Raw genomic sequence first — 25,963 nt, forward strand, 5'->3', positions numbered from 1 at the left:
CCACCCCACCACAACCCCAACCCTCCCCCATCTTTCTATTAAACGCGGTTGTTGTGGCCCACGGGGCGGGGTCCGGCGCCGGGGGGGGGGGGGGGGCGGAGCACCGCCCGGCACGACCGCCGGGTTCGTCACGCCGGTCCGTACGCCCTGCCACGCGCGACGGTCGCACGCGACCTCAGATCGGAGCCGATGACGTGAACCCGCTGACCACCAGCGCGTTTGACCTTCCCGACCACCTCTCCCCCAAGGCCGGCCCGGCGCTGATCGCCGGGGACGAGCGGCACTTCGCGGCCATCGCGGAGAGCCTGGAGCAGTCGATCACCGACCTGTCCGGCCGCCTCGACGCCGAGCGCAGGGCGCCCGGCGGCAAGGGACGGCAGGTGCTGGACCGGGACCTGGAGATCCACCGGCTCACCGCCCGCCTGCGCACCCTGCGCCGCTTCGGCCTGGACCTGTGCCTCGGGCACATGGTCGGCGCGGACGACCCCGAACCGGTGTACATCGGGCGGCTCGGCCTCACCGACAGCGCGGGCCGCCGGCTGCTGCTCGACTGGCGCTCCCCCGCGGCCGAGCCGTTCTTCGGGGCCACCCACGCCAACCCGATGGGCCTGGCGAGCCGCCGCAGGTACCGCTGGACCCGCGGCCGGATCAGCGACTACTGGGACGAGGTGTTCGCCTCGGAGGGGTTCGAGGGGCACGCCGCGCTCGACGACCAGTCCGCCTTCATCGCCAGCCTGGGCGCGGACCGCTCGCCCCGGATGCGCGACGTGCTCGGCACCATCCAGGCCGACCAGGACGCCATCATCCGCGCCGGATCCCGTGGCGCCCTCGTCGTCGACGGCGGCCCGGGGACGGGCAAGACCGTCGTCGCCCTGCACCGCTCCGCCTACCTCCTCTACTCCGACCCCCGCCTCGGCCACCACCGGGGCGGCGTGCTGTTCGTCGGCCCGCACCAGCCCTACCTGGCCTACGTCGCCGACGTCCTGCCCAGCCTCGGGGAGGAGGGCGTACGGACCTGCACCCTGCGCGACCTCGTCGCCGAGGGAGCCGAGGCGACGATCGAGACCGACCCGGAGGTGGCCCGCCTGAAGTCGTCCGCGGACCTGGTCCGGGCGATCGAGCCGGCCGTCAGGTTCTACGAGAACCCGCCCGCCGAGGGGATGACGGTCACGACCGACTGGTCCGACATCCGGCTGAGCGCCGCCGACTGGGCCGAGGCGTTCGAGGCGGCCGAACCCGGTACGCCGCACAACGAGGCGCGCGACCGGATCTGGGAGGAGCTGCTCACGATCCTGGTCGACAGGCACGGCGACGAGGAGGCCCCGGCCCACCTGCTCCGCAGGTCGCTGCTGCGCAACAGGGAGCTGCTCACGGTCTTCAACCGCGCCTGGCCGCTGCTCGATGCGGCCGACCTCGTCGGGGACCTGTGGTCGGTGCCCGCCTACCTGCGGATGTGCGCCCCCTGGCTCGGCCCCGACGACGTCCGGCGGCTGCGGCGCGAGAACGCCCAGGCCTGGACGGTGTCGGACCTGCCGCTCCTGGACGCGGCGCGGCAGCGGCTCGGCGACCCGGAGGCCTCACGGCGCAGGCGCCGCCACGAGGCCTCCGTCGCGGCCGAACGCGAGCGCATGGCCACGGTCGTCGACGCCCTGCTGGAGGCCGACGACGACGGCGAGGGCGCGGTGACGATGCTGCGCGGGCAGGACATGAAGGACGCCCTGGTCGACGAGAACGTGATCCCCGGCGCCGAGCCGGACCTGCTCGCCGGCCCGTTCGCGCACGTCGTCGTGGACGAGGCCCAGGAGCTGACCGACGCGGAGTGGCAGATGCTGCTGCTGCGCTGCCCGTCCCGCAGCTTCACCATCGTCGGGGACCGCGCGCAGGCCAGGCACGGGTTCACGGAGTCGTGGCGGGAACGGCTGGAGCGGATCGGGCTCGACCGGATCGACCTGGCCTCCCTGAGCGTCAACTACCGGACCCCGGCGGAGATCATGGCGGAGGCCGAGCCGGTCATCCGGGCCGTGCTCCCGGACGCCAACGTGCCGACGTCCATCCGCGGCGGCGACGCTCCCGTCGTACGCGGGCCCGTCTCGGAGCTGGGCCCGATCCTCGACGGCTGGCTCGCCGCGCACGCCGACGGGATCGCCTGCGTCATCGGCGACCCCACGTTCCGGGGGACGTCCCGCGTCCGGTCGCTCACCCCGGAGCTGGCCAAGGGGCTCGAGTTCGACCTGGTCGTCCTCGTCGACCCGGAGGCGTTCGGCGAGGGCGTCGAGGGAGCGGTCGACCGCTACGTCGCCATGACCCGCGCGACCCAGCGGCTCGTCGTCCTCACGAGCTCCTGACACCGGCCGAAACGGGGGCCGGAACGCGAGCCGGAACGGGGGCCGGAAAGCCGGCCGGGAAACGGCCCGGCCGAAAGCCCGCTCCCGCCCCGTCGGTGGCGCCCCCGTCCCCCGCTGAAACCCGCGCCACGAGCCCCGGAGAAGGGATCCTAGTGGTGACCATAGGGCCAGTGATGGTGGTGGTGCTCCGGCCAGGGGTGATGGTGATGACCGGGCCAGGAGTGGTGATGGTGTCCCGGCCAGGAGTGATGGTGGTGGCCGCCGGGCCAGGAATGATGCTGGTGCCACGGCGGAGGATCGTCCATGAGCAGGCGCGTCGGGGCGGCTTCCCCGGTCGTCGCGCCCGCCCCGGCGGGCTGAGCCGACATCGCCTCGGCGGACTGGGCCGACATCCCCTCGGCGGGCTGGGCCGACCTTGCCCCGGCGGGCTGGGCCGACATCGTCATGGCGACGATGAGGCCGGAGGCCATCAGTGCGCTGGTAACGAGAGCCTGCTTGAACATGAAAGATCACTCCGTGTCCGATGTCCGGTCCCGGCCTGCTTCCGGGGCTTGCACAACGCCAACGCGATTTGCATAAAAACCAGTTAATCGACGTCACGTAAGACGCTAGTTCTCAGATATATGGACTTTCGCCCCGAACACCACAAAGCCTTGGTCCGGGATCCCGGCGGAAAGAAAGCCGGGGGTTATCCGGGGGCGGAGACCACCGGCACGGCTTGGGCGACAAAGCCGACTTCGCCTCTGATACCTGGGCAAACAGCGATCGAGCGTCCCCGGTCTCCCCATTACCTCCGCGTTTCCCGGCCGATATCGACGGCTCGTCAACGGCTCATCGACTGCTCGTCGCGTCAAAGGCAATGACGGACGCCGGATCGCCCGTACCGGAACCGAAGCCCGCCATTCTCACCCCCCTGGCCGTCATCGTGATCGCCGCCTTTCCCCGGCCGTCCGGCCCCGGGTGACCCCGGTACGGGTCGCGCGGGGCAGCGGCCCGGCTTGACCCTCACGCCGCGTGAGGCTGGAGGGTGAGGCGCGTGAGCGACTACTACAACGCCTTCGAGATGAGTCCCGTACCCGCCCCCGGCCCCGACGCGGTCGCGCCCGAGCCGTTCCGCGGCATCTACGGAATGCCCGCGTTCGCGACGATCCCCACGAGCGACCTGGCGACGTCGACGGACTTCTGGGTTCGTGGCCTCGGGTTCTTCGAGCTGTTCGGCATCCCCGGCAGGCTCGTGCATCTGCGCCGGTGGGCGTTCCAGGACGTGCTCCTCGTCTCGGCGGAGAGCGATCCGGAGCGGCCACCGGCGATGAGCCTCAGTTTCGCGTGCGTGCTCGACCAGGTCGATTCCCTCGTCGAGGCCTGCCGCGCGCTGCGCCCGGACTCGGTCGACGGCCCGCGGGACACCCCCTGGAACACCCGCGACGTGACGGTGATCACCCCCGAGAACGCGCGGATCGTCCTCACCGCGGCGAAGCCCTTCGATCCGGCCAGTCAGGAGGCGCGGAACCTCGAGGCCATCGGGATCACCGCGCCGGGCGCCGGTCGCGGCGACAATGGGGAGCATGCCTGATGTCACCGACACCGATGGCCTGACCGTCGGTCAGGTCTCGGCGCGTCTGGGCGTGACGGTCCGCGCGCTGCACCACTGGGACGAGGTCGGCCTGGCGCGGCCGTCGCTGCGCACGGCCGCCGGATACCGGCTCTACACCGCCGGTGACCTGGAACGCCTGCACCGCGTCGTCGTCTACCGCGAGCTCGGTCTCGGCCTGGACAGGATCCGGGCCGTCCTGGACGACTCGGCCGCGGACGTGACCGGCGCGTTGCGCGCGCAGCGCGCCCAGATCGCCGAACGGATCGACCGCCTCCAGCGACTCGGCGACGGGCTGGATCGCATGATCGACGCCCACGAGCACGGCCTGCTGCTGACCGCCGAGCAGCAGGCCGCGATCTTCGGCCCGCTGTGGGACCCGGACTGGCCCGCCCAGGCCCGCCGGCGCTACGGGGGTACGACGCAGTGGCTGCGCTACGCCGAACTCTCGGCCTCTCGCGGCCCGGAGGAGTGGCAGGCCGTCGCCGACGCCGTCGCCGGGCTCGACCGCGCCCTCGGGGACGCGATGGAGGCCGGTGTCATCCCCGGCAGCCCGGAGGCGAACCGGCTCGTCGAGCGGCACCGCGAGGTCTTCTCCTCGTACTTCCCCCTCACCAGGCAGATGCAGGTCTGTCTCGGCCGCATGTACGAGGCCGAGCCGGGATTCGCCGCCCACTACGACGGCGTCCGCGCCGGCCTCGCCTCCTGGCTGCGCCGGATCATCGACGCCGCCGCGCGCGCCCACGGCATCGACCCCGACACCGCGACCTGGCGGTAGGACGCGTCGTGACCGGGCGCGGCTAGGCGGGCACCACGATGGGGGTTCCGGCGACCGGGTCGGGGACGATCACGCAGGAGAGGCCGAAGACCTTCTCGACCAGCTCGGCGGTGATCACCTCGGCCGGGGACCCCTCTGCGACGACGGCGCCGCCGGCCATCGCGATGATGTGGTCGCAGAAGCGGGAGGCGAGGTTGAGGTCGTGCAGCACGGCGACGATGGTCTTGCCGGACTCGGTGTTGAGCCTGCGCAGCAGCCGCAGCAGCTCCACCTGGTGGTTGATGTCCAGGAACGTGGTGGGCTCGTCGAGCAGCAGCAGGTCGGTGTCCTGGGCGAGCGCCATGGCGACCCAGACCCGCTGCCGCTGCCCGCCCGACAGGGCGCGCAGCGGGCGGTCGATCAGGTCGGCCGTGTCGGTCGCGGCCAGCGCCCGGGTCACCGCCTCGTGGTCGCGGCCGGTCCACCGGCGAAACCAGCCCTGGTGCGGGTAACGGCCGCGCGAGACCAGGTCGGCGACCGTGATGCCGTCGGGCGCCACGGGGGTCTGCGGCAGCAGGCCGAGCACCTTGGCCACGTCGAGGGTGCTCAGCTCGGCGAGCGCCCTGTCGTCGAGGTACACGACTCCCTCGCGTGGTTTGAGGAGCCGGGCCAGGCCGCGCAGCAGCGTCGACTTGCCGCAGGCGTTGGCGCCGACGATCGCGGTGATCCTCCCGTCGAGGACGGAGACGTCGAGGCCGGTGATGACGGCCCGGTCGTCGTAGCCCAGGGACAGGCCCTCGGCGCGCAGACGGCTCATCCGCCCGCTCCTTGTCTGTTGGTGGTGGCGAGCAGCCACAGCAGGTACGGCGCGCCGACCGCGCCGGTGACCACGCCGGTGGGCAGTGCCACCGGCAGCAGGTGCACGGCGACCAGGTCGGCGGTGAGCAGGACCGCCGCGCCCACCAGGGCGGCGGCGACGATGCCGCCGGTGGCCGGGCCCAGCAGCCGGTTGGCGATCGGCCCGGCGACGAGCGCGACGAAGACGAGGGGCCCGGCCGCCGCGACGGCGAGCGCGACCAGGATCACCGCGGTGGCCAGCAGGCCAGCGCGGGCGAGCTCGGTGGGCACGCCCAGCCCCCGCGCGGCGTCGTCGCCGAGTTCGAGCACGCGAAGCTGCCGTTGCAGCAGCATGGCCAGGGGCAGCAGGACGGCCAGCGCGCCGAGCAGGAGCCGCAGCTCGGTGTCGCTGGCCTGCCCGACCGAGCCGGTCAGCCAGTGCATCGCCTGACGCGCCTCGAACAGCTGGGCGCGGGTCAGCACGAACCCGGTGAGCCCCTCGAAGAAGGCCGCCACGCCGATGCCGATCAGGATGAAGCGGTAGCCGCTCACGCCGTCGCGCCAGGCGAGCACGTACATCAGCAGCGCGGCCACGACGGCCCCGCCCAGCGCGAGCCCGGCGATGGCGATGCCGCTGACGTGCAGGAACACCAGGCCGGTGACCGCGGCCAGGCCGGCGCCCGAGGAGATGCCGACGAAGTCGGGTGAGGCGAGCGGGTTGCGCAGCAGCTGCTGGAAGATCGTCCCGGACGCGCCGAGGGCGAGCCCGACCGCGAGCGCGGTCGCGGCGGTGGGCAGCCGCAGGCCCAGGACGACGAAGTCGAGGCTCGGGTCGTCGATCGTGCCCAGCAGTGACCCGACCACCTCGGCGGCCGACAGCCGGAAGCTGCCCACCATCATCGTCACCACGAACAGGGTGGCGACGGCCGCGGCGAGCGCGGAGGTCACCACCGCGATCCGGGCCGTACGGCCGCGCCGGTTGGCGCGGACCGCGCCGAAGACGGCCGCGAGGGCGTCGCGAGTGTCGCGAGTGTCGGGGGTCTCGGGAGCCGCGTGGGTCTCGGGGGTCGCGTGGGTCGCGGGGGTGTCGGGGGTGTCGGGGGTGTCGTGAGTCGTGGCCGCCATCGTCGTCACACCTCCGACAGCCGGCCGTAGCGCACGATCACCACGAAGACCGGCGCGCCGAGCACCCCGAGGACCACCCCGACCTGCAGCTCACCGGGCGCGCCCGCGACCCGGCCGAGCACGTCGGCCAGCAGCAGCACGATCGGCGCCAGCAGCATCGAGTACGGCAGGATCCAGCGGTGGTCAGGGCCGCAGAGCGCCCGCGCGAGGTGGGGTACCACCAGCCCGACGAAGACGATCGGCCCGCAGGCCGCCGTGGCCGCGCCGGCGAGGACCGCGACGATCCCGAAGGCGACGATCCTGGTGAGGCCGACCCGCTGGCCGAGCCCCCGCGCGACGTCCTCGCCGAGCGCGAGCCCGTTGAGCGCCCTGCCCAGGAACAGCGCCGCGACCAGGCCCGCGATCAGGAACGGCGCGACCCCGGTCAGGATCGGGGCGTAGCGGCCGGCGAGCGAGCCGACCTGCCAGAAACGCAGCTCGTTCAGCGCGTCGACGTCGGTCATGACGATGCCCGAGGTGACGGAGCCGAGGCCGGCGGTGACCGCCGCGCCGGCGAGGGCCAGCTTGACGGGGGTGGCGCCCTCGCGGCCCATCGACGCGATCGCGTACCCCAGCAGGGTCGCGGCGATCGCGCCCGCGAAGGCGAACCAGATGTAGACGTTCACGCCCCGGATCCCCAGGACGGTGAACGCGAAGACCACCAGGACGGCCGCGCCGGAGTTGATCCCCATGATCCCGGCGTCGGCGAGCGGGTTGCGCGTGACGCCCTGCAGGATCGCGCCCGCCAGGCCCAGGGCCGCGCCCACCAGGACGCCCAGGAGCGTGCGCGGCACGCGCAGCTCCAGGGTCACCGTGCTGGTGATCGACTCGTCGGCCCCGAGGCCGCCCAGCGCCCGCAGGACGTCGGGCAGGCCGATGTCGCGCGAGCCGAAGGTCACGCTGAGGAACGCCACCGCGGCGAGCAGGACGCAGAGCGCGACGAGCCCGAGCCCGAGGAGCGGGGCCCGTCGTGTCGAGAACGTGCTGGGGGAAAGCGTGCTGGACATCGGAGGGGATCAGTCGCCGAGGTTCTCGTCAGCGACCTTGATCGCCTCGGTGAGCTTGTCCACCTCGGTGGCGAAGTCGCCGAAGGTGTGCAGCCAGTACGCCGGCCACGCCGCCACCGCACCGGCCTTGGCCGCCTTGATCTTGAACCAGGTGGGCTGCTTCTTGGCCCACTCGGCGTTGGCCGTGGGCGTGAAGGAGCGGCCGTCGAACAGGATGAGGTCGGGCTGGTACTTGTCGGCGTTCTCCCAGCTGAGGTTCTCCCAGTACGGGAAACCCGGGTCCGGCTCGGCCGGGTTGATCACCTTCAGCCCCCAGCGCTGGAAGTCCAGCAGCTCGGGCGCGTACTCGGGGTTGGCGGCGTAGAGCTTGTCGTCGGCGGGCGACATGCCCAGGGCCGTCAGGCCGGGCTTGGCCGCGACCGCCGCCTTGAACTTCCCGACCGACTCCTCGAAGCGCTTCTTGTTCGCGGCGATCTCGGGGGCGTCCACCTTGGCGCCCAGGCTCTTGGCGAGGCTCTCGTAGCCCTCGGCGAGGTCCTCGATGGACTTGCCCTGGGAGACGCCCACCACGGGAGCGAGCTCGGCGAGCTTCTTGCTCTTCTCGTCGACCCCTTCCTCCAGGCCGCTGTGCGCCTTCTCGGCGGGCCACCAGTCCGCGACGATCAGGTCCGGCCGCAGCCCGGCCGCCTTCTCCACGTCGATCTTCCCCCACTCCTGGCCGAGGAGCTCGATCCCGGACAGGTCGAGGTCCTTCAGGTTGGGGTCGGTCTTGACCGGCTCGTCGGCGTAGATGCCGACCGGCTTGATGCCGAACGACATCAGCGCGGCCGCCTCACCCGCGTGCGCGATGATCCGGGTGGGGGTCTTGTCGGCCTTGACGGTCTCGCCGGAGCCGTCGGTGAACGACCACGGACCGGCCGACGAGGGCTGGGCGGCCGAGGACGGCTGGGCACCCGGGGTGGCGGGGGGATTCTGTGCACCGCAACCGGTGAGCGCAAGGCCCAGCGCCGCCACGGCGAGAACCCGACGCGACGTGCGCATGCGGTGTTCCTATCTCGCAAAGGGAAACTTTGCCCTAAAGTTAGGTTAGCCTAGCCAAAACCACAACCCCGGACAGGTGTGACCAATCCCGCACCTTTCGCCACACACCTCCCATTCGCACATTTCCGCCCCGGAAGCGACCCGGGTGAGCTCGTACGCGACCCGGGTGTGGCCCGTGCGGGACCCGGGTGCGGCCCGGACAGGACCCGGTGCGGGCCCCGCGCGGGGCGGCGCGCGGAACCTCCTACAGTGGGTGTCCGTGCTCTACGGCAGATCCGCGGAAATCGGCGCGCTCGACGAGGTGATCGCACGGGCCCGTGACGGCTCCGGCGGCGCGGTGGTGGTACGGGGCGAGGCGGGCGCGGGCAAGACCGCCCTGCTCGACGCGGCGGCCACGCGAGGCGGCGCGATGCGCGTGCTGCGCACCACCGGCGCCGAGCCCGAGTCCGACCTCGCGTTCGCGGCGCTGCACCAGGTGCTGCGGCCGGTGACCGGCTCGCTCGGCGCGCTGCCCGAACCGCAGCGCGACGCCGTGGGGGCGGCCCTGGGACTCGCCGCGGGCGGCGCCGGCGACCGGTTCCTGCTGGGCGCGGGCGTGCTCTCGCTGCTCGCCGAGGCCGCCGCGCCGGACGGGCTCCTCTGCGTGGTCGACGACTTCCAGTGGGTCGACCGGGCCTCGGCCGACGCGCTGCTGTTCGCCGCCAGGCGGCTGGGGACGGAACGGATCGCGATGCTGTTCGCCGTGCGCGGGGACGCTCCGCTCAAGGGCCTGCCGTCGGCGGTGGAGGTGCGCGGCCTGCCCGCCGGCCCGGCGGCCGAGATGCTGCAGTCCCGCCACGGCGTGCCGCCCGGGGTGGCGCGGGAGCTCATCGCGCTGACCCGCGCGAACCCGCTCGCCCTGAACGAGATCGCCGCCCGCCTGACACCCGCGCAGCTCGCCGGACGCGAACCGCTGCCCGACCCGCTGCCCGGCGGTGTCCGGCTGTTCGGCGACCGGGTGGCCGCGCTGTCGGCCCCCGCCCGGCTGCTCGCCCTCGCCGCCGCCCTGGAGGCCGACCTCGGCCCGGCCCTGCGCGCCACCGCCCGGCTGTCCGCCGGGCGGGCGGCACCGCCCGGGGACGAGGCGGGAACCCGGGCCGCGCTGGCCGAGCTGGAGGAGTCCGGGCTGGCCGTCCTGTCGGGTACGCGCGTGCGCTTTCGCCATCCGCTCGTCCGGTCGGCGGTGCACGAGGCCGCCGCCCCCGCCGACGTCCGCCGGGCGCACGCCGCGCTGGCGGAGGTGACCGAGGGCGACAGCCGCGCCTGGCACCTGGCCGGAGCCGCCACGGGCCAGGACGAGCCGGTCGCCGCCGAGCTGGTGGCCGCCGCGGAGCGGGCGCGCGACCGCGGCGGGTACGCCACCGCCGCCACCGCCCTGGCCAGGGCCGCCGAGCTGACCCCCGAGCCGCGCGCCCGTGCCGCCCGCCTGAAGGACGCCGCCGTCGCGGCCTGGCTCGGTGGCCGCCCGGGGCAGGCGGAGTCGCTGCTGGCCGAGGCCCGCGACCTGGGTGGCGCGGACACCGGCCTCGCCATGGAGATCGCCCGGCTCCGGGGCCGGTTCGAGCTGACCTCCGGCGACGCCGCCGAGGCCGTGCGGATCCTGGCGGCGGGCGACAGCCTGGAGATGCTGGCCGACGCCGTCGAGGCCGCCTCATACGTCGGCGACACGGCGGCCGTCGTCGAGCTCGGGCGCAGGGCGGCGGCGCATCCCGGGGGGTTCCTGCGGGACGCGGTGGCCGGGATCGGCCTGACGCTGGACGGCGACGCCGCCGGGCCGGTCCTGCTGCGGCGGGCGCTGGCGCGGACCGGCGAGCTGGAGGAGGCGGCGCAGTACCTGTGGGCGGCGGCCGCGGCCGGCCAGCTGGGCGAGCCGGACCTGGCGGCCGAGATGGCCGACCGGGCCGGGCGGGTGGCCAGGGTGTCGGGGATGACCGGGCAGCTGCCCGTCGTGCTGGAGTTCGTGGCGACGGCCGAGCGGCTGGCCGGACGCCTGGCGAGCAGCCGGGCCGTCTCCGAGGAGGGCCTGGAGCTGGCCCGCGAGGCCGGCTACGAGAACACGGTGGCCGCGCACCTGGCCAACCTGGCGGTGCTGGCGGCGCTGCGCGGCGAGGAGGAGGCCTGCGGACGGCTGGCCCGCGAGGCGCTGGCCATCGCCGTGCCGCATCGGGTGGGCCTGCGGGCGGGGGTGGCCGCGTACGCGCCGGCGCTGCTCGACCTGTGCCTGGGACGCCACGCGGCGGCGCACGACCGTTTCACCGCCCTCGCCGCGGCGGGACCGGGCGCCGGGCACCCCGCCGTGGTGGGGCGGACGGCGCCCGATCGCGTGGAGGCCGCCGCGGGCGCGGGCGACGCGGCGGGCGCGCGGGCGGCGCTGGAGACGTACCGGCGCTGGTCGGCGCACGCCGCGACGCCCGAGTCACGTGCCCTGCTGGCCCGCTGCCGGGGCCTGGCCGAGTCGGCCGAGTCCCCCGAGTCGTCCGAGTCCTCCGAGTCCTCCGAGTCCCCCGAGGACGCCTTCGCCGAGGCGCTGCGGCTGCACACCAACCCGTTCGAGGCGGCCAGGACGGCCCTGCTGCTGGGTGAGCGCCTGCGCCGCGCGCAGCGGCCGGGCGAGGCGCGGGCGCATCTGCGGGCGGCGTGGGAGACGTTCGAGCGGGCGGGCGCGGGGCCGTGGGCACGGCGCGCGCACGGTGAGCTGCGGGCGGCGGGCGAGAGCGGGCAGGCCCCGCGCCCGGCCGTGCTGGACGCGCTGACCCCGCAGGAGGCGCGGATCGCGGGCCTGGTCGCCGACGGGTTGTCGAGCAAGCGGATCGCCGCCCGGCTGTTCCTGAGCCCGCGCACGGTCGAGTACCACCTGTACAAGATCTATCCGAAGCTGGGCATCGGCTCCCGTACGGAACTGGCGCGACTGGTAGTTCTACAGAAGGCGCCCGTGGCGCGGGACGGCATGCTCTGAGACATGAGTGACGTGAAGATCTGGAGTGAGGAGTTCGGCGCCGCGACGGACGCGCCGATCCTGTTGATCATGGGTTCGATGTCGCAGGGCGTCCTGTGGCCGGACGAGTTCGTCGGCCGCCTCGTCACCGGGGGCCGCCGGGTCGTCCGCTACGACCACCGCGACACCGGCAGGTCGGGCACCGTCGACTTCGCGGCGGAGCCGTACACGTGGGACGACGTCAAGGACGACGTCTACCGCGTGCTGGACGCCCACGGCCTGGAAAGCGCGCACCTGGTCGGCCACTCGGCGGGCGGGCTGCTCGGCCAGCTCGTCGCGGTGGAGCGGCCGGAACGGGTGCGCTCGCTGACCGTCATCGGCTCCTCGCCGCTCGGCGGCGGCGAGGGCCGGGTGCTCATGCGGGCCCTGATGGGCGAGCCGCAGCCCGAGGGGAGCCTGCCCGGGCCGTCGCCGGAGTTCGTGGCCTTCTACCGCGCGCTGATGGCCGCCCCGCCGCCGCGGGACCGGCGCGCCCGGATCGACGGCATGATCGCCGAGCAGCGCCTGCTGCACGGGACCGGGCTGCCGTTCGACGAGGACGCGGCACGCAGGCTGCAGGAACGGATCCACGACCGGGCCCGCGACCTGTCCGCGGCGGCCAACCACCGGCTCGCCGCGGCGGCCCGGCCGGACTTCGAGCCGGTCGGCGCGCTGCACCGGGTGAAGGCGCCCACCCTGGTCGTCGAGGGCGGCCACGAGCCGGTCAAGCCGGGCCACGGCGCGCTCATCGCCGAGGAGATCCCGGGGGCGCGGCTGATGATCGTGGCGGGGATGGGCCACACGCTGCCACCGCAGACGCACGAGGAGCTGGCCGCCGCCGTCCACGCGCACACGGCCGGGTGAGGCCCGGCCGGGCGGCGCCCTCCACACCGCGCCGCCCCAAGGCCCGCCCCAAGGCCCACCGCAAGGCCCGCCGGAAAGGCCCGCCGGGAAGGCCCGGCCGCCCGGCTTCTGACCGTGAACTTGACCGGGGCGTAAGTTTTCTGTTTTCCCTATGTACGGCGGCCCCGGGGCGATGCACGATCAGCATCCGGCACACCCCCCTTGGCAGAGGTAGGTCCCTTGTCCAGACGCCATGCCCTCCGCATCGCCCTCGTCGTCGCCGCGTCCCTCGGCTGGGCCCTGGTCCCCGCCGGTACGGCGGCCTCGGACTCCGCCGCGCCGCCCGGCTCCATGTCCGGGCTGGGCGACTCCATCACCCGCGGGTTCAACGCCTGCGGCTGGTTCGCCGACTGCACCAGCCGGTCGTGGTCGACCGGGTCGAGCACCTCGGTCGACAGCCACCGCAACCGGATCAGGACGCAGAACCCCGATCTCGTCGCCTACAACGACGCCCGGTCGGGCGCGAAGATCGCCGACCTCGCCGGGCAGGCGCGGACCGCGGCCTCGCGGGGGGTCGACTACGTGACGATCCTGATGGGCGCCAACGACGCGTGCGCCTCCTCGGAGGCGTCGATGACCTCGGTGGCCGACTTCGAGAGCCACTTCCGGGCGGCGATGCAGGAGCTGGCGGCCGGGATCCCGCAGGCGTCGGTGTTCGTCGCCAGCATCCCCGACATCAAGCGCCTGTGGTCGGTCGGCAAGGACAGCTCCTCGGCGCGCACGGCCTGGGCCGCCTTCGGCATCTGCCAGTCGATGCTGGCCTCTCCCCGCTCGACCTCCGCCGGGGACGAGGCGCGCCGGGAGCGGGTCAGGCAGCGGGTCGTCGACTTCAACGGCGTGCTCGCCCGGGTCTGCGCGGAGTACGGCACCTGCAGGTACGACGGCGGCGCCGTCTTCTCCTACCCCTTCACGCTCGGGCAGCTCAGCACCTGGGACTACTTCCATCCCAACACCAGCGGTCAGCGGGTCCTCGCCGAGGTGACCTACCAGGCCGTCCAGTCAAGCCCGGTGGCGGTCCCCGACGCGTAGCCGTCCGTCCCCGCCCGTCAGAGGGCCCGTCAGGAGACACCCGTGCCCTCACGGGCGGGGACGGTCTGCCCGGCCTGATTCCAGGAGGGCGCGGACCTCCTCGGCCTCCGGGACGCCGAGCTCCCGGTAGAGGCCGAGAGCCAGCCGCCCGTGCTCCCCGGCCCGCTCCGGGCAGCCGAGCGCGAGGTGGGCGCGCGCCAGCCCGTCGTGGGCGCGCGCCAGCTCCGGCCGGTTGCGCGTCAGCCCGGCGAGCGCGAGCGCGGCCGCGTGCTCCTCGGCCGCCCGCGCCGGGTCGCCCGCCGCCTCGGCGAGCCCGTTGAGCGCGGCCGCCTCGTCGGCGGTGTTGCCGAGCTCGCGGTAGAGGGCCGCGGCCCGCTCGTGCCGGGCGCGTGCCCCGTCGAGCTCGCCCTGGCGCCGCAGGACGACGCCGAGGTGGTTGAGCGTCACCGCCTCCCCGACCGGGTTGCCGACCTTGCGGTGCAGCGCCAGCGCCAGGTCCAGGTGGCGCCGGGCCTCCTCCGGACGGCCCGCCCGGTCGAGGACGAGGGCGAGGATGCCGAGCACGTGGGCCTCGCCCCAGGTGTCGGCGCCGATCCGGGTGAGGTCGAGCGCCCGCTTGAGGTAGCCCTCCGCCTTTCCGTCCCGGCGCCGCAGGGCCACGTTGCCCAGCGTGAGCAGCGCCCGCGCCCGCTCGCCGGCCTCCTCGCCCATGTCGAGGGCCTGGTGGGCGTGCTCCTCGGCCCGCTCGTACTCGCCGAGCCGCCAGTGGGTCCACGCCAGGTCGGCGAGGGCCCGCGCCTGGACGGCGCGGTCGCCGAGCGCGCGGCTGCGCCGGAGCGCCAGGGTGTGCAGGGTGAGCGCGTCGTCGTGGTGGGCCCGCCGGTCGAGGAAGGGGCGCATCGTCAGGGCCAGGAGGCCGAGGCAGATCTCGGGGCCGTGGACGGCGGTCGCGATGATGTTGGAGCGTTCGGCGTCGAGCCAGGCGCTCGCCTCGGCGGCGTCGCGGATGGGCGCGACCGGGGTGGCCGGCTGGGGGACGCCCTCGCGCTGGGCGACGCTGTCGGGGAAGAGCCGGTCCATCGCCGCGCGGGAGCGGTGCAGGTAGTAGGCGAGCAACCGCATGACGGCGCCGTCGTCCTCGGCGATCGAGCGGGCGTGCTCGCGGAGCAGGTCGTGGAAGGTGTAGCGGCCGGGTTCGAGCTGCAGGAGCATGTGGGCGTCGAGGAGTCCTTCGAGGAGCTCCTCGGCCTCCTCCTCCCCGATCCCGGCCAGCGCGGCCGCGCCGCAGGGGTCGATGTCGCGGCCGGGCACCAGCCCGAGCAGGCGGAACATGCGCCGTTCGGCCTCGCCGAGGTGCTCGTAGGACAGGGTGAAGGCCGCCGACACCCCGTCCAGGAGCCTGCGGTGGTCGCGCAGCCGGCCCGCGAGGTAGGACACGCTCCAGCGGGGGCGGTGCTGGAGTCGGGCGGCCGAGATGCGGATGGCGAGCGGGAGGTGTCCGCACAGCCGCAGCACCTCGCGTACGGCGTCCGGCTCGCGGTGGGCGCGCTCGCCCACGATCCGCTCGAACAGCACGGCGGCGTCCCGCTCCCCCAGCAGGTCGACCGAGAGGGCGTGGGCGCCGTCGAGGTCGACGAGCCGCCGCCTGCTGGTGACCAGGACGAGGGTGTCGGAGTGTCCCGGCAGCAGGGGGCGCACGTGCTCGGCGTCGAGGGCGTTGTCCAGCACGGCGAGCACGCGGCGGTCGGCCAGCTCGGCGCGCCACAGGGCGCCCCGCTCGGCCGCGGTGACCGGGATGCGGTCGGCGGGCACCCCGAGCTGGCGCAGGAGGGTCTCCAGGGCGGCGGTGGCGTCGACCGGTTCGCGGCCGGCGGTGTGGGCCCGCAGGTCGATGAAGAGCCGGCCGTCCGGGTAGCGGGCGGTGAGCCGGTGGGCCGCGTGGACGGCGAGCGCGGTCTTGCCGACCCCGGCCATGCCGTCGATCGTGACGACCGCGGGCCCGTGGTGGCCGCCCGCGAGCCGTTCCAGCTCGGCGGTCCGTCCGGAGAAGTCGGGGATGTCGTAGGGCAGGAAGGTGGAGCGGCGCGGCGGGGCGGTGGCCACCGGCGTCGCGGCGGCCAGGCGCAGGGCCGGGTCGTCGGCCAGGACCGCCCGTTCCAGCTCGGTGAAGGCGCGCCCGGGGTCGAGGCCCTGCGCCTCGGCCAGAGCGCCGCGGTAGGAGCGCGCCGCGGCCAGGGCGTCGGCCTGGCGCCCGGCCCGGTGCAGGGCCAGCACGAGGTGGCCGCCGAGCCTCTCGCGGAGCGGGTTGGCGCTCACCTGGGCGGCGAGCTCGTCGAGCAGCTCGCCGTGCCGCCCGGCGGCGAGCTCGGCCTCCACCAGGCGCTCGTACGCCGACAGCCGCCGGTCCCTCCACAGTTCCCGGACGCCGTCGACGTAGTGGGCGTGCACGTCCTCCAGCGCCTCGCCGCTCCACAGGTCCAGGGCGCGGCGCAGCTCACCGGCGGACACCAGCTCGGTGAACTCCCGCGCGTCGAGCTGTCCCGGCTCGGGCCGCGCGACGTAGCCGCCGGCGCGCGTCTCCAGGAGCTGCGCGGCTCCCGCGCCGCGCAGCACCCTGCGCAGCGCGGTGACGGAGGCGTGGATCTGGGACCGGGCGGTGTCGGGCCGGTCGTGGCCCCAGATCGCGTCGATCAGCCGCTCGATGCTGATCACCCGGCCGGAGTTGAGCAGCAGGTAGGCCAGGACGGCCCGGTGACGTGGGGCCACGCCCGTCAGGGGCTCGCCGTCGGCGATCAGCTGGACGGGTCCCAGAAGGGTGAGGCGCAGCATCGTCCCTCCCCGGCCGTCGCATCGCGCGCGCATAGCGAATGTATCAATCCAGGCGGCCACTCTGAATCTCACACGAACCAAGACGAACACCGACGGAGGAAACACGATGGAAGCCCGGATGAAGAACCCCGCCACGCTCGTTCCCGCCGCGGTCCAGCCGATCCAGGAGCTGATGAGGGCCGCCCAGTCCCAGGGGCTTCCCCAGGAGCTCATGGAGATGATCCACCTGCGGGTCAGCCAGATCAACGGGTGTAGCTTCTGCGTCGACGCCGGTCTGAAGAACCTGCGCAAGCTCGGCGAGAGCGACGAGCGCATCGGCCTGGTCACCGCCTGGCGCGAGGCCCCGTACTACACCGACGCCGAGCGGGCCGCGCTGGAGCTGGCCGAGGCCGCGACCCGGCTGGCCGACCGCGTCGACGCCGTCCCCGACGAGGTCTGGGACAACGCCGCCGGCCACTTCGACGAGCGTCAGCTGGCCTCGATCCTGCTGATGACCGCCGTCACCAACCTCTTCAACCGCCTGAACGCCCCGATCCGGCAGGTCGCCGGCAGCTGGTGAGCGCCGGTCCCCACGCACCAGGAGGAATCGACATGTCCGTCGTCCGCTCGCACCGCTACCTCGTCGCCGACGCGGGCCTGGAGGAGTTCCTGGCCCGCCGGAGCTCGCTGATCGCGACCGTCCGGGAGGGGCACCCCGGGCTCAGCCGCGCCGTGCTGATCCGTCTCGAGGACGGCACCTACACCGACACCTGGTACTGGGAGAGCCCCGGGCAGCTGGACGCCGCGCTCGCCGCCCTGCCCACCTTCCCCGAGGCGCCGCTGACCATGGCCCTCACCAGGGACGGCACCGCCCTGAACGGCCGGGTCGTCGACGAGCGCTGAGCCCCGGCTGCTCCCCCGGCCGCCCTTCCCCGGCCGGTCGTCTCCGGTCCGGGTGCCGACCGGCGGGGGCCGGCGCCCGGACCGGTTCGTCACGCGGCGAGACCTGGAGGGCGCCCTCCGGGTCTCGCCGAACTTCCCATTGCAAAAAATAAGCAAATTTACGCAGAATTCATACATTAAAGGGAAATAAGGGATAAATCGGATCGCGTAGGAGGAGCTAGATCGTTAAGGTGTGGGGTGTGACTGGAACGGGGGATCTTGGTCGTGTCTGTCTTTCCGTGTCCGGGGGCGGGTTCGCCCCCGACATGACGAGAGCTGAACGACTCCCCACCCCCTGAACTCCAGGTCCGTCCGGGCCGAGGTGCCACCCGGATGTCCCGTACGGCATCGCGCGAGCCGCACGGAACCCTCACCGTCCGCGCGGCGCGTCACCAGCGGCCGCCGGACGTCCCCCTAGGAAAGGACCTCTCCTTGTCGCGACTCATGCGGCTTCCGCATGCCCTGGTGACGGCCGTCGTCGCCATGGCTCTCCTCTTACCCGCCGGCACCGCCCACGCGGGCGGCCCGGCGCTCACGCTCGCGGCGGCCGAGCCCGCCCCGCCGCCCAAGATCCCGGCGGCGGTCCGCGACAGCGTGGCCGGCGGCCGCGCCGCCACCTTCTGGGTACGCCTCGCCCAGCGCGCCGACCTCGGCGCCGCGGCGGGCGAGCGGACCCGCGCGGGACGGGCCACCGAGGTGATCCGCGCCCGCAAGGACGTGGCCGACTCCTCCCAGAAGCGGGTCGTCGCCACCCTGCGCGCCGCCGGCGCCGGCTTCACCTCGTTCTGGATCTCCAACACCGTCAGGGTGACCGGCGACGCCGCGCTGCTGGAGCGGCTCGCCGCGCTGCCCGAGGTGGCGAAGATCGAGGCCGACGTCCCGCTCGCCGTACCGGAACCCGCCGTGGCCCCACGGGCGCAGGCCACGGTGGCCGGTGTCGAGTGGAACGTCGACAAGATCGGCGCCGACCAGGTGTGGGAGGAGTTCTCCGACCGCGGCCAGGGCATCGTGGTCGCCAACATCGACACCGGCGTCCAGTGGGACCACCCCGCCCTGCTGGGACAGTACCGGGGCAACACCGGCGGGGCGGCGAACCACAACTACGCCTGGTTCAACCCCGTGGGCGGATGCCCCACCGCCGCGCCGTGCGACACCAACGGGCACGGCACCCACACGATGGGGACGATGGCCGGGGACGACGGCGGCACGAACAAGATCGGCGTCGCCCCCGGGGTGAAGTGGATCGCGGCCAAGGGATGCGAGGGCACCACCTGCTCGGCCGCCGACCTGCTCGCGGCCGGCCAGTGGATGCTGGCCCCCACCGACCTCGGCGGCAACAACCCCCGGCCCGACCTCGCCCCCGACGTGGTGAACAACTCCTGGGGCGGCCCGGGCTACTCGGAGTGGTACGCCGACGTCCTGTCCTCCTGGATCCAGGCGGGCATCTTCCCCGCCTTCGCCATCGGCAACGACGGCCCCGACTGCGGGACCGCGGGCTACCCCGGCGGGCTCGTCCAGGCCTACAGCTCGGCGGCCTTCGACGTCGACGACGTGATCGCGCCCTTCTCCAGCCGCGGTGACGGCGCCCCCTACATCAAGCCGGACATCGCCGCCCCCGGGGTGAACGTGCGCTCCTCGGTGCCCGGCGGCTACGCCGGCTACAGCGGGACCTCCATGGCCTCCCCGCACACGGCGGCGACGGTGGCCCTCATCTGGGCGGCGGTGCCGTCGTTGCGCGGCAACGTCGACGCGACCCGGCAGATCCTGGACTCCAGCGCCGTGCCCAAGCCCGACACCTCCTGCGCCTCGGCCGGGACGGTCAACGAGGTCTGGGGGCACGGCAAGCTGGACGCCTACGCCGCCGTGGCGCGGGCCAGGTCCGGCGTGATCGCGCCGGGCACCGAGCTGCCGCTGGTGATGGGCTACAACCGGTCCCTGCCCGGCACCGACGGCCACTGGGGCCTCTCCTCGGTCGACCGCGACCCGGCCACCTACTGGGAGGTCCCGGCGTTCGTGAACTCGGTGTCGATCAACTACGCCTTCGACGGCGGCCGCCGCACGACCGACAAGGTGGTGGTGCGGCTGCCGGCCGGCGAGCCGGCCCGGACGCTGACGATGTCGGTCCAGGCGGCCTACGTGGGCACGGTCGACAACGTCACGGTGAGCCCGGCGCAGAGCTACAGCTTCAGCCCGGCCACCGGCAACAAGGTCACGATCACCTTCCCGCCGGTCCACGGGTGCTGCCTGTCGCTGAGCTTCCCGACCGGCCCCTGGACACCGACCATCAAGATCGCCGAGGTGCAGGCGTTCTCGGCGTCCGGCAAGAACGCCGCCCTCGGCCGGCCCGTCCAGGGCAGCGCGCAGCCGGGGTACGGCACGGCGAACACGGTCGACGGCAACGCCTCCACCTACTGGGAGAGCGCCAACAACGCCTTCCCGCAGTCCCTGACCGTCGACCTCGGCGCGACCTGCCGGATCTACCAGGTGGAGATGGCGCTGCCGCCCTCGTGGGGCGCCCGCACCCAGACGCTGTCCATCGAGGGCAGCACCGACGGCGTCACCTACCGGCCGATCGTCGGATCACGGGCGTACGCCTTCACCCCGGCCTCGGGGAACGCGGTGTCGGCGAGCTTCAACATGGCGGCCGTACGCTACGTCCGGCTGGTGTTCGCCGCCAACACCGCCTGGCCCGCCGGCCAGCTCTCCGAGCTGCGGGTCCTCGCCTCCTGACCTGCCGAGCCGACCACCGCCGTTCCCGCCGGGTGCCCTCCACGTCGTGGGGGGCACCCGGCCTCGTCTCATGCCCGATACGGCCGATCCCCTTGAGCACTGCATACTGAATATGCATACTTAGTATCTATGTCGATCAGGCACGGGCTGCTCGCCCTCCTCAGCAGGGGGCCCCGGCACGGCTACCAGCTGCGGGTGGAGTTCGAGGGGTCGACCGGGGCGACCTGGCCGCTCAACATCGGCCAGGTCTACACGACGCTGTCACGCCTGGAGCGCGACGGCCTCGTCGAGCCGGGCGAGTCCGACGAGCAGGGCCGGGTCGTCTACACCATCACCACGGCCGGCCTGGCGGAGATGACCCGATGGTTCGCCACCCCGGTCGTCCAGTCCGACCGGCCACGCGACGAGCTCGTCATCAAACTGGCCATGGCCGTCGCCGCCAAAGAGGTCGACGTCGCCGAGGTCGTCCGCAAGCAGCGGACCGCGACCATGCGCGCCCTCCAGCAGCTGACCAGGGCCAAACGAACCGCCACCGAACAAACCACCACCGAGGGCGCGGCCCAGCGGCTCGTCCTCGATTCCATGATCTTCCAGGCCGAGGCCGAGCAACGGTGGCTGGACCACTGCGAGGCCGTTCTCAAGGAGGAAAGATGACGGTCGTACGGCTGGCCGAGGTGACCAGGTTCCACGGCGAGGGAGCGACGGCCGTACACGCCCTGCGGGGGGTGAGCCTGGAGGTCGGCGAAGGAGAGCTGGTCGCGGTCATGGGCCCCTCCGGGTCGGGCAAGTCGACCCTGCTCAACCTCGCGGGCGGCCTCGACCGGCCCACCACGGGGACGGTACACCTCGGCGAGCAGGACCTCGCCGCCGTACGCGACCTGGCGGCACTGCGCCGCCGCGGCGTCGGCTACGTCTTCCAGGACCTCAACCTGATCACCTCGCTGACCGCGGCGGAGAACGTGATGCTGCCCCGCGAACTCGACGGCGTACGCACACGCCTCGCCAGGCAGGAGGCCATGACCGTGCTGGAGGAGATCGACGTGGCACACCTGGCCGACCGCTTCCCCGACGAACTGTCCGGCGGCCAGCGCCAGCGGGTCGCCATCGCCCGCGCCCTGGTGGGCGAGCGCCGCCTGCTGCTGGCCGACGAACCGACCGGCGCCCTCGACACACGCACCGGCGACGAGATCCTGCAGATACTGCGCGCCCGCTGCGACGCGGGCGCGGCGGTCCTGCTCGTCACCCACGAACCGCGCTACGCCGCCTGGGCCGACCGGGTGGTGTTCCTCCGCGACGGGACGATCACCGACTCCACGGACGTGTCACTGGAGAGCGCCCGATGAGCGCCGTCCGCGTCGCGCTGCGCGTCGCCCGCCGCGGCGCGTGGCGCTCCCGGGGACGCAGCGCGCTCATCATGACGATGATCGGCCTGCCCGTCCTGGTGATCACGACACTCCTCACCCTCACCGAGACGATGCGGATCACACCACGGGAAGGACTGACGACCGAACTCGGCACGGCCGACGCCCACCTCGCGCAGTCACCCGCCGGCACGGTGCTCAGCCAGGACCGGGACGGCGGGGCGAGCTGGAGCACCGGCATCGAGGCGACCGCGCCCAGGCCCGGCGCCGCCGAGGTGGCGGCCCTGCTCGGACCGGGCACCCGGCTGGTCCCCTTCAACACCGGCGTGCTCCGCCTGGACGCCGAGCCGGCCGACGCGCCGCAGACCGGCCTGCGCGACCCCCTCGAAGTCGACGCCCTGGAGACCGACCTGCGCGACCCCCTCACCAGGGGAACGCTGACGCTGAGCGAGGGCAGGTTCCCCTCCGCCCGCGAGGTCGCGGTGACCCCCGCGCTCGGCCTGCGGCCCGGCGACCTCCTGCGGCTGTCCGGCACGGCGCCACTGCCGGTGGTGGGCGTGGTCGAACACCCCTACCTGCCCACCCTCCGCAAGATCGTGGGCCCGGACCTCCCCCTGCCGCCGCCGGGGAAGTTCTGGACCCCGCGCGAGTCCGGCACCGGATGGCTCGCCGACACCCCGAAACCGGTGCTCTGGACCGACGTGCCCGCCCTCAACAGGGCCGGCGTGTACGTCACCTCCCGCGCCATGATCACGGAATCGCCGCAACCCCCGGCCCGCCCCTTGAACGCCGGCGTCCAGTACACGGTCGGGATCGGCGCCATGGTGATCATGGTGGTGCTGGTCACCGTGCTGCTGGCCGGGCCCGCCTTCGCCGTCGGCCTCCGCAGACGGCGCAGGGAACTGGCCGAGATCGCCGCCCAAGGCGGCTCGGCCCGGCAACTGCGGACGATCGTGCTGGCCGACGGGCTGGTCCTCGGCGCCCCGGCCACCCTCGCCGCGACCGCGCTGGGCGTCGCGGCCGGAACGCTGGGCGCCCCGGTCGTGGCGCGCTGGGGCGGGCAGGCCGGCCCGCCGGAGGTACCGTGGGCACCGGTCCTGAGCGTCGCCGCGCTGGGCCTGCTCACCGGACTCGTCGCGGCACTGGTACCCGCCCTGCAGGCGGGCCGCCAGAACACCGCCACCGTACTGGCCAACCGCACGCCCGCGACACCCGACCGGCGGGGCTGGCCCCTGCTCGGAGCCGTCCTGGTGCTGGCCGGCCTGGGGGCGACCGTGGTGGCCCGGCGCCAGTCCGGCTCGGTGTGGGTGCTCTCCGCCGCGGTGCTGGTCCTGCTCGGACTGGTCGTCCTGACACCCTGGCTGGTCCGCCAGACGGGACGACCGGCCGCCCGGCTGCGCCTCCCGCTGCGGATGGCCCTCCGCGACGCGATCCGCCACCGCTCCCGGACTGCGAGCGCCGTGGCGGCCGTCATGGCGGTCACCGCCACCGTCGTGGCGGTGGGCATCGGCACCCACAGCGAGTACATGGACCGGCGCAACGCCTACACCTCGGCACGCCCGGCCGGCATGCTGGCGATCTGGGCAGGCACCGTCGACGACGCGACCTGGAAAAAGGTCCGCGCCGAAACCGCCCGCCACCTGCCCGGCGTGCCGCTGGCCTCCGGCTACCAGGCGAGAAACGCCGACAACCGCCGCTACGCGCTGCGATACACCGTGCGCTGGAACGGGATACGCACACGCCGCAGCGCGGCCATCGGCGACCAGGCCCTGCTCACCCTCCTGCAAGGACGCCACGACCCCGTCGCCGCCGCGGCGCTGGCGAGCGGCAAAGCCGTGGTCTTCGACCCCTCCGCACTGCGCGACGGCAAACTCACACTACGGGCGGGCTCCATCTCCGGCCCCCCGCGCAGGCTGGAGGTACCCGCCGTACCGGCCGTCCCCGCCGACGAACACCAGGGCGGCGCCCTGCTGCCGCGCGCCCTGGTCGAACAGGCCGGTTTCTCGACCAAGGAGAGCCAGCTGTACGCCATGCACCGGCTACCACCCGGCTCCACACTGGCGGAGGACCTCAACAAGGTGACCACCCGCGTCACGGTCGCCTCCGAAGAGGGCTACCTCAGCACCCCCGACCCCGGACTGTGGAACTGGCTCGCCGGCGCCCTCGTCCTCGTCGTGGGCGGCACCCTGGCCGCCACCCGCCTGGCGGCCGCCGACACACGGCCCGAACGGACCACGATGGCGGCCATCGGCGCCCCGCCCGCGACGCTACGGATGGTCGTGGCCGGCCAGGCCCTCTACATCTCCGGGCTCGGCGCACTGGTGGGACTCGCCGCGGGAACGGTGACGGGCGTGGCACTGAGCCGGCCGATGACGACGAACGGCGCCGGGGACCCGGCCACGATCGCCGTACCGTGGCCGTTCCTGATCGCCGTGGTGGTCGGACTGCCCGTCCTGGCCACCGCGGCGGCACTGATCACCCGGACCCTGCCGCCCCTCGCCCGCCGCCGCCCGTGACCTCCTCAGGCCCAGGGATCGAAGGGAATGCCACCGGGCTTGGAACGCGAGAGGAGATCCCCGAACCTGCCGTCATTGATCTTGATGGTCGCGGAACCGAAGTTCGCGTTCATCAACCTGTCGCGCAGCGAGGTGCTCGGCCAGCCGTTCCAGTCCACCAGCGGGGGGTAACGCCAGTTCTGGTAGTGGTTCTCCGGCGGCTCGTCGTTGCCGGTGGCGAGCCGGATGAAGTGCGTGGACGCCCCGTCCTTGTGATAGACGACCTTGGGGTGCGACCCGTCGAAACGCACCTGCGAACGCGGATAGGTCACCACACTGCTGTGCTGCGTGGTCGAGACGTACTCCACCTGGTTGGACGCCTGGTTGACCCAGGAGATGACGTGCTCCCAGTCGTGACGGTGGCCGCCGAGGCTGATGCCGGGCAACGCCTGGTCCTTCTCGAAGTAGCTGGCGTACACGATGGCGCACCAGCCGTTGTTGCACTTGGCGCGGGCATAGGTCTGGGAGTTGTCCAGGTCCGACCGGTCACGGCAGTTGCCGTTGACCGCGCCGGTCGGGTTCAGCCCCGGCGCGAGCGTCCCGTCCGGCCCGATACCGGGCGTGGCGTAGCACCCGTCGCCGTCGTAGTCGTAGGCCGGCGAGAACGACGACTCATACCCTCCCGCCGACTGGGGCAGGTTGCGCGGCGGATCGGCGTAGGCCGCCGACGCGGGGAGCACGACCCCCAGAACGGCGACCCCGGCCACGATCCCGAGCCGGGAACGCCTGCGCGCGGGAGACGCGGGACGGGACTCGCTCCCCTCCGGCCCGATCGCCGGCTTCGGTACTTTCGCGGTGGACATGAACGACGACAGCTTTCGCATTCTTCCGCTTTCTCGAAGAACCGCTCCATGACCTGACAGCGCGTCGGCGTGGTGCCCATCGGCCGCGTTCTCCGCCCCGAGATGAGCGTGCCTCGCACCTGCACGGCACCACGGAACCGACGCTTGATCAAGGTCTCCGCGGCAAATGACGCCGACATGTATCGGCGACGGTCAGCGGATGAACCACGAGCGAAAGATCACAAATTGTCCGGATGGAAACCCCTCGCGCGAAGCGCATCGAGCCCACACCCGCGATCGGCACGTCCGGCACCGGCCCGAAAAACTCCTCCCGCGACAGGCCCCCTGACTCAGGTACCGCGGCTCGCCGGCGGCCGAAGCGGAAAAAGATGTCGCCCGGGTGAGCGGCGAAACGTACCGTCACCGTTATGAAGCTGCTCTCGGTCAACATCGGCCGGCCCCGCCCCAACCCCTGGAAGGGACTGGCCTCCACCGGCATCGACAAGCGGCCCGCCGACGGCCCGGTCACCGTCACCGCCCCCGGCCCCAAGGGCACCGGCGCCGTCGGCCTCGCCGGCGACCGCGTCCACGACGTGAAACACCACGGCGGCCCCGACCAGGCCGTCTACGCCTACGCCCGCGAAGACCTCGACGGATGGGAGACCGAGCTGGACAGACCACTCCCGAACGGGATCTTCGGCGAGAACCTCACCACCCAGGGCCTGGACGTCAACGAAGCCCTGATCGGCGAACGATGGCGAATCGGCCCGGACGTCGTCCTGGAGGTGTCGTGCGCACGCCTCCCGTGCGCGACCTTCCAGGGCTGGCTGGAACGCGAGGGCTGGATCAAACAATTCACCCGGGCCGCACGACCGGGCGCGTACCTGCGCGTGATCGAACCCGGCGACATCCGCGCCACCGACCCGATCGAGATCGTGCACCGGCCCGACCACGAGGCGACCGTCGCACTCGTCTTCCGGGCGATGACACTCGAACCGAACCTGCTGCCACGACTGCTGGCCGCCGACGCCCTACCGGAAGAGATCAAGGAACGAGCCCGCCGGCGCACCACCGCGTAGACACCGGCACCGCCCGGAC

20 protein-coding genes are annotated in these 25,963 nt (G+C 73.5%); 13 read left to right on the top strand and 7 right to left on the bottom strand.

Annotated elements, in window-relative coordinates:
* Positions 1-194 precede the first annotated feature (194 nt).
* The gene (gene helR / locus ABT053_RS17240) at positions 195-2,345 is read left to right on the top strand and encodes an RNA polymerase recycling motor ATPase HelR (RefSeq protein WP_350970020.1); all 2,151 of its coding nucleotides are present in this window, start codon (positions 195-197) and stop codon (positions 2,343-2,345) included.
* A 149-nt stretch (positions 2,346-2,494) separates the two neighbouring features.
* Here helR and ABT053_RS17245 read toward each other — a convergent pair whose 3' ends face one another.
* Positions 2,495-2,848 carry a hypothetical protein gene (locus ABT053_RS17245; protein WP_350970021.1) on the bottom strand — a complete coding sequence of 118 codons (354 nt, stop codon included), beginning with the start codon at positions 2,846-2,848 and terminating at the stop codon, positions 2,495-2,497.
* 533 nt (positions 2,849-3,381) lie between these two features.
* Here ABT053_RS17245 and ABT053_RS17250 point away from each other — a divergent pair.
* Together ABT053_RS17250 and ABT053_RS17255 are read left to right on the top strand one after the other, a co-directional pair.
* Complete coding sequence (locus ABT053_RS17250; protein ID WP_350970022.1) at positions 3,382-3,918, top strand: VOC family protein; 537 nt, start codon at positions 3,382-3,384, stop codon at positions 3,916-3,918.
* Positions 3,911-4,714: a MerR family transcriptional regulator gene (locus ABT053_RS17255; RefSeq protein WP_350970023.1), complete on the top strand. Its 804-nt coding sequence runs from the start codon at positions 3,911-3,913 to the stop codon at positions 4,712-4,714. Before ABT053_RS17250 ends, ABT053_RS17255 begins: the two co-directional genes overlap by 8 nt.
* A gap of 22 nt (positions 4,715-4,736) precedes the next feature.
* On the opposite strand, the gene ABT053_RS17260 is transcribed toward ABT053_RS17255, so the two are convergent.
* From ABT053_RS17260 to ABT053_RS17275, 4 genes are read right to left on the bottom strand one after another with little or no spacing between them, the layout of a single operon-like run.
* Positions 4,737-5,510: an ABC transporter ATP-binding protein gene (locus tag ABT053_RS17260; RefSeq protein WP_350970024.1), complete on the bottom strand. Its 774-nt coding sequence runs from the start codon at positions 5,508-5,510 to the stop codon at positions 4,737-4,739.
* A complete protein-coding gene (locus ABT053_RS17265) occupies positions 5,507-6,655 on the bottom strand; it encodes a FecCD family ABC transporter permease (RefSeq protein ID WP_350970025.1) in 1,149 nt (382 codons plus the stop codon). The genes ABT053_RS17260 and ABT053_RS17265 overlap by 4 nt, the downstream gene beginning before the upstream one ends.
* Before the next feature lie 5 nt (positions 6,656-6,660).
* A complete protein-coding gene (locus ABT053_RS17270; protein ID WP_350970026.1) occupies positions 6,661-7,701 on the bottom strand; it encodes a FecCD family ABC transporter permease in 1,041 nt (346 codons plus the stop codon).
* Positions 7,702-7,710: 9 nt separating this feature from the next.
* Positions 7,711-8,742, bottom strand: coding sequence for an ABC transporter substrate-binding protein (locus tag ABT053_RS17275; RefSeq protein WP_350970027.1), 1,032 nt, complete (start codon positions 8,740-8,742; stop codon positions 7,711-7,713).
* Between the two features lie 259 nt (positions 8,743-9,001).
* Here ABT053_RS17275 and ABT053_RS17280 point away from each other — a divergent pair, with 259 nt between their 5' ends.
* From ABT053_RS17280 to ABT053_RS17290, 3 genes are all read left to right on the top strand, one after another.
* A complete protein-coding gene (locus ABT053_RS17280; protein WP_350970029.1) occupies positions 9,002-11,737 on the top strand; it encodes a helix-turn-helix transcriptional regulator in 2,736 nt (911 codons plus the stop codon).
* A gap of 3 nt (positions 11,738-11,740) precedes the next feature.
* A complete protein-coding gene (locus ABT053_RS17285) occupies positions 11,741-12,619 on the top strand; it encodes an alpha/beta fold hydrolase (RefSeq protein ID WP_350970030.1) in 879 nt (292 codons plus the stop codon).
* A 219-nt stretch (positions 12,620-12,838) separates the two neighbouring features.
* Positions 12,839-13,687 carry an SGNH/GDSL hydrolase family protein gene (locus tag ABT053_RS17290; RefSeq protein ID WP_350970031.1) on the top strand — a complete coding sequence of 283 codons (849 nt, stop codon included), beginning with the start codon at positions 12,839-12,841 and terminating at the stop codon, positions 13,685-13,687.
* A gap of 48 nt (positions 13,688-13,735) precedes the next feature.
* Here the strand turns inward: ABT053_RS17290 and ABT053_RS17295 are convergent, their stop codons facing one another.
* A complete protein-coding gene (locus ABT053_RS17295; RefSeq protein ID WP_350970032.1) occupies positions 13,736-16,516 on the bottom strand; it encodes an AfsR/SARP family transcriptional regulator in 2,781 nt (926 codons plus the stop codon).
* Positions 16,517-16,622: 106 nt separating this feature from the next.
* Between ABT053_RS17295 and ABT053_RS17300 the strand changes: the two genes are divergently transcribed.
* The 6 genes from ABT053_RS17300 (at position 16,623) to ABT053_RS17325 (ending at position 24,044) form a co-directional block, all read left to right on the top strand.
* Positions 16,623-17,075 carry a carboxymuconolactone decarboxylase family protein gene (locus tag ABT053_RS17300; protein ID WP_350970033.1) on the top strand — a complete coding sequence of 151 codons (453 nt, stop codon included), beginning with the start codon at positions 16,623-16,625 and terminating at the stop codon, positions 17,073-17,075.
* Between the two features lie 32 nt (positions 17,076-17,107).
* Positions 17,108-17,398 carry a hypothetical protein gene (locus ABT053_RS17305; RefSeq protein WP_350970034.1) on the top strand — a complete coding sequence of 97 codons (291 nt, stop codon included), beginning with the start codon at positions 17,108-17,110 and terminating at the stop codon, positions 17,396-17,398.
* Between the two features lie 471 nt (positions 17,399-17,869).
* Positions 17,870-20,167 carry a S8 family serine peptidase gene (locus tag ABT053_RS17310; protein WP_350970035.1) on the top strand — a complete coding sequence of 766 codons (2,298 nt, stop codon included), beginning with the start codon at positions 17,870-17,872 and terminating at the stop codon, positions 20,165-20,167.
* 129 nt (positions 20,168-20,296) lie between these two features.
* Entirely contained in the window at positions 20,297-20,821 is a 525-nt protein-coding gene (locus ABT053_RS17315) for a PadR family transcriptional regulator (protein ID WP_350970036.1), read from the top strand.
* On the top strand, positions 20,818-21,510 hold the full coding sequence (locus ABT053_RS17320; protein WP_350970037.1) for an ABC transporter ATP-binding protein: 693 nt from the start codon (positions 20,818-20,820) through the stop codon (positions 21,508-21,510). Before ABT053_RS17315 ends, ABT053_RS17320 begins: the two co-directional genes overlap by 4 nt.
* Positions 21,507-24,044 carry an FtsX-like permease family protein gene (locus ABT053_RS17325; RefSeq protein ID WP_350970038.1) on the top strand — a complete coding sequence of 846 codons (2,538 nt, stop codon included), beginning with the start codon at positions 21,507-21,509 and terminating at the stop codon, positions 24,042-24,044. The genes ABT053_RS17320 and ABT053_RS17325 overlap by 4 nt, the downstream gene beginning before the upstream one ends.
* 5 nt (positions 24,045-24,049) lie before the next feature.
* Here ABT053_RS17325 and ABT053_RS17330 read toward each other — a convergent pair whose 3' ends face one another.
* Positions 24,050-24,907, bottom strand: coding sequence for an NPP1 family protein (locus ABT053_RS17330; RefSeq protein ID WP_350970039.1), 858 nt, complete (start codon positions 24,905-24,907; stop codon positions 24,050-24,052).
* Positions 24,908-25,293: 386 nt separating this feature from the next.
* Here ABT053_RS17330 and ABT053_RS17335 point away from each other — a divergent pair, with 386 nt between their 5' ends.
* On the top strand, positions 25,294-25,944 hold the full coding sequence (locus tag ABT053_RS17335) for an MOSC domain-containing protein (RefSeq protein WP_350970040.1): 651 nt from the start codon (positions 25,294-25,296) through the stop codon (positions 25,942-25,944).
* Positions 25,945-25,963: the final 19 nt, after the last annotated feature.

The sequence above is a fragment of the Streptosporangium sp. NPDC002524 genome, assembly GCF_040295985.1.
Classification (GTDB): domain Bacteria; phylum Actinomycetota; class Actinomycetes; order Streptosporangiales; family Streptosporangiaceae; genus Streptosporangium.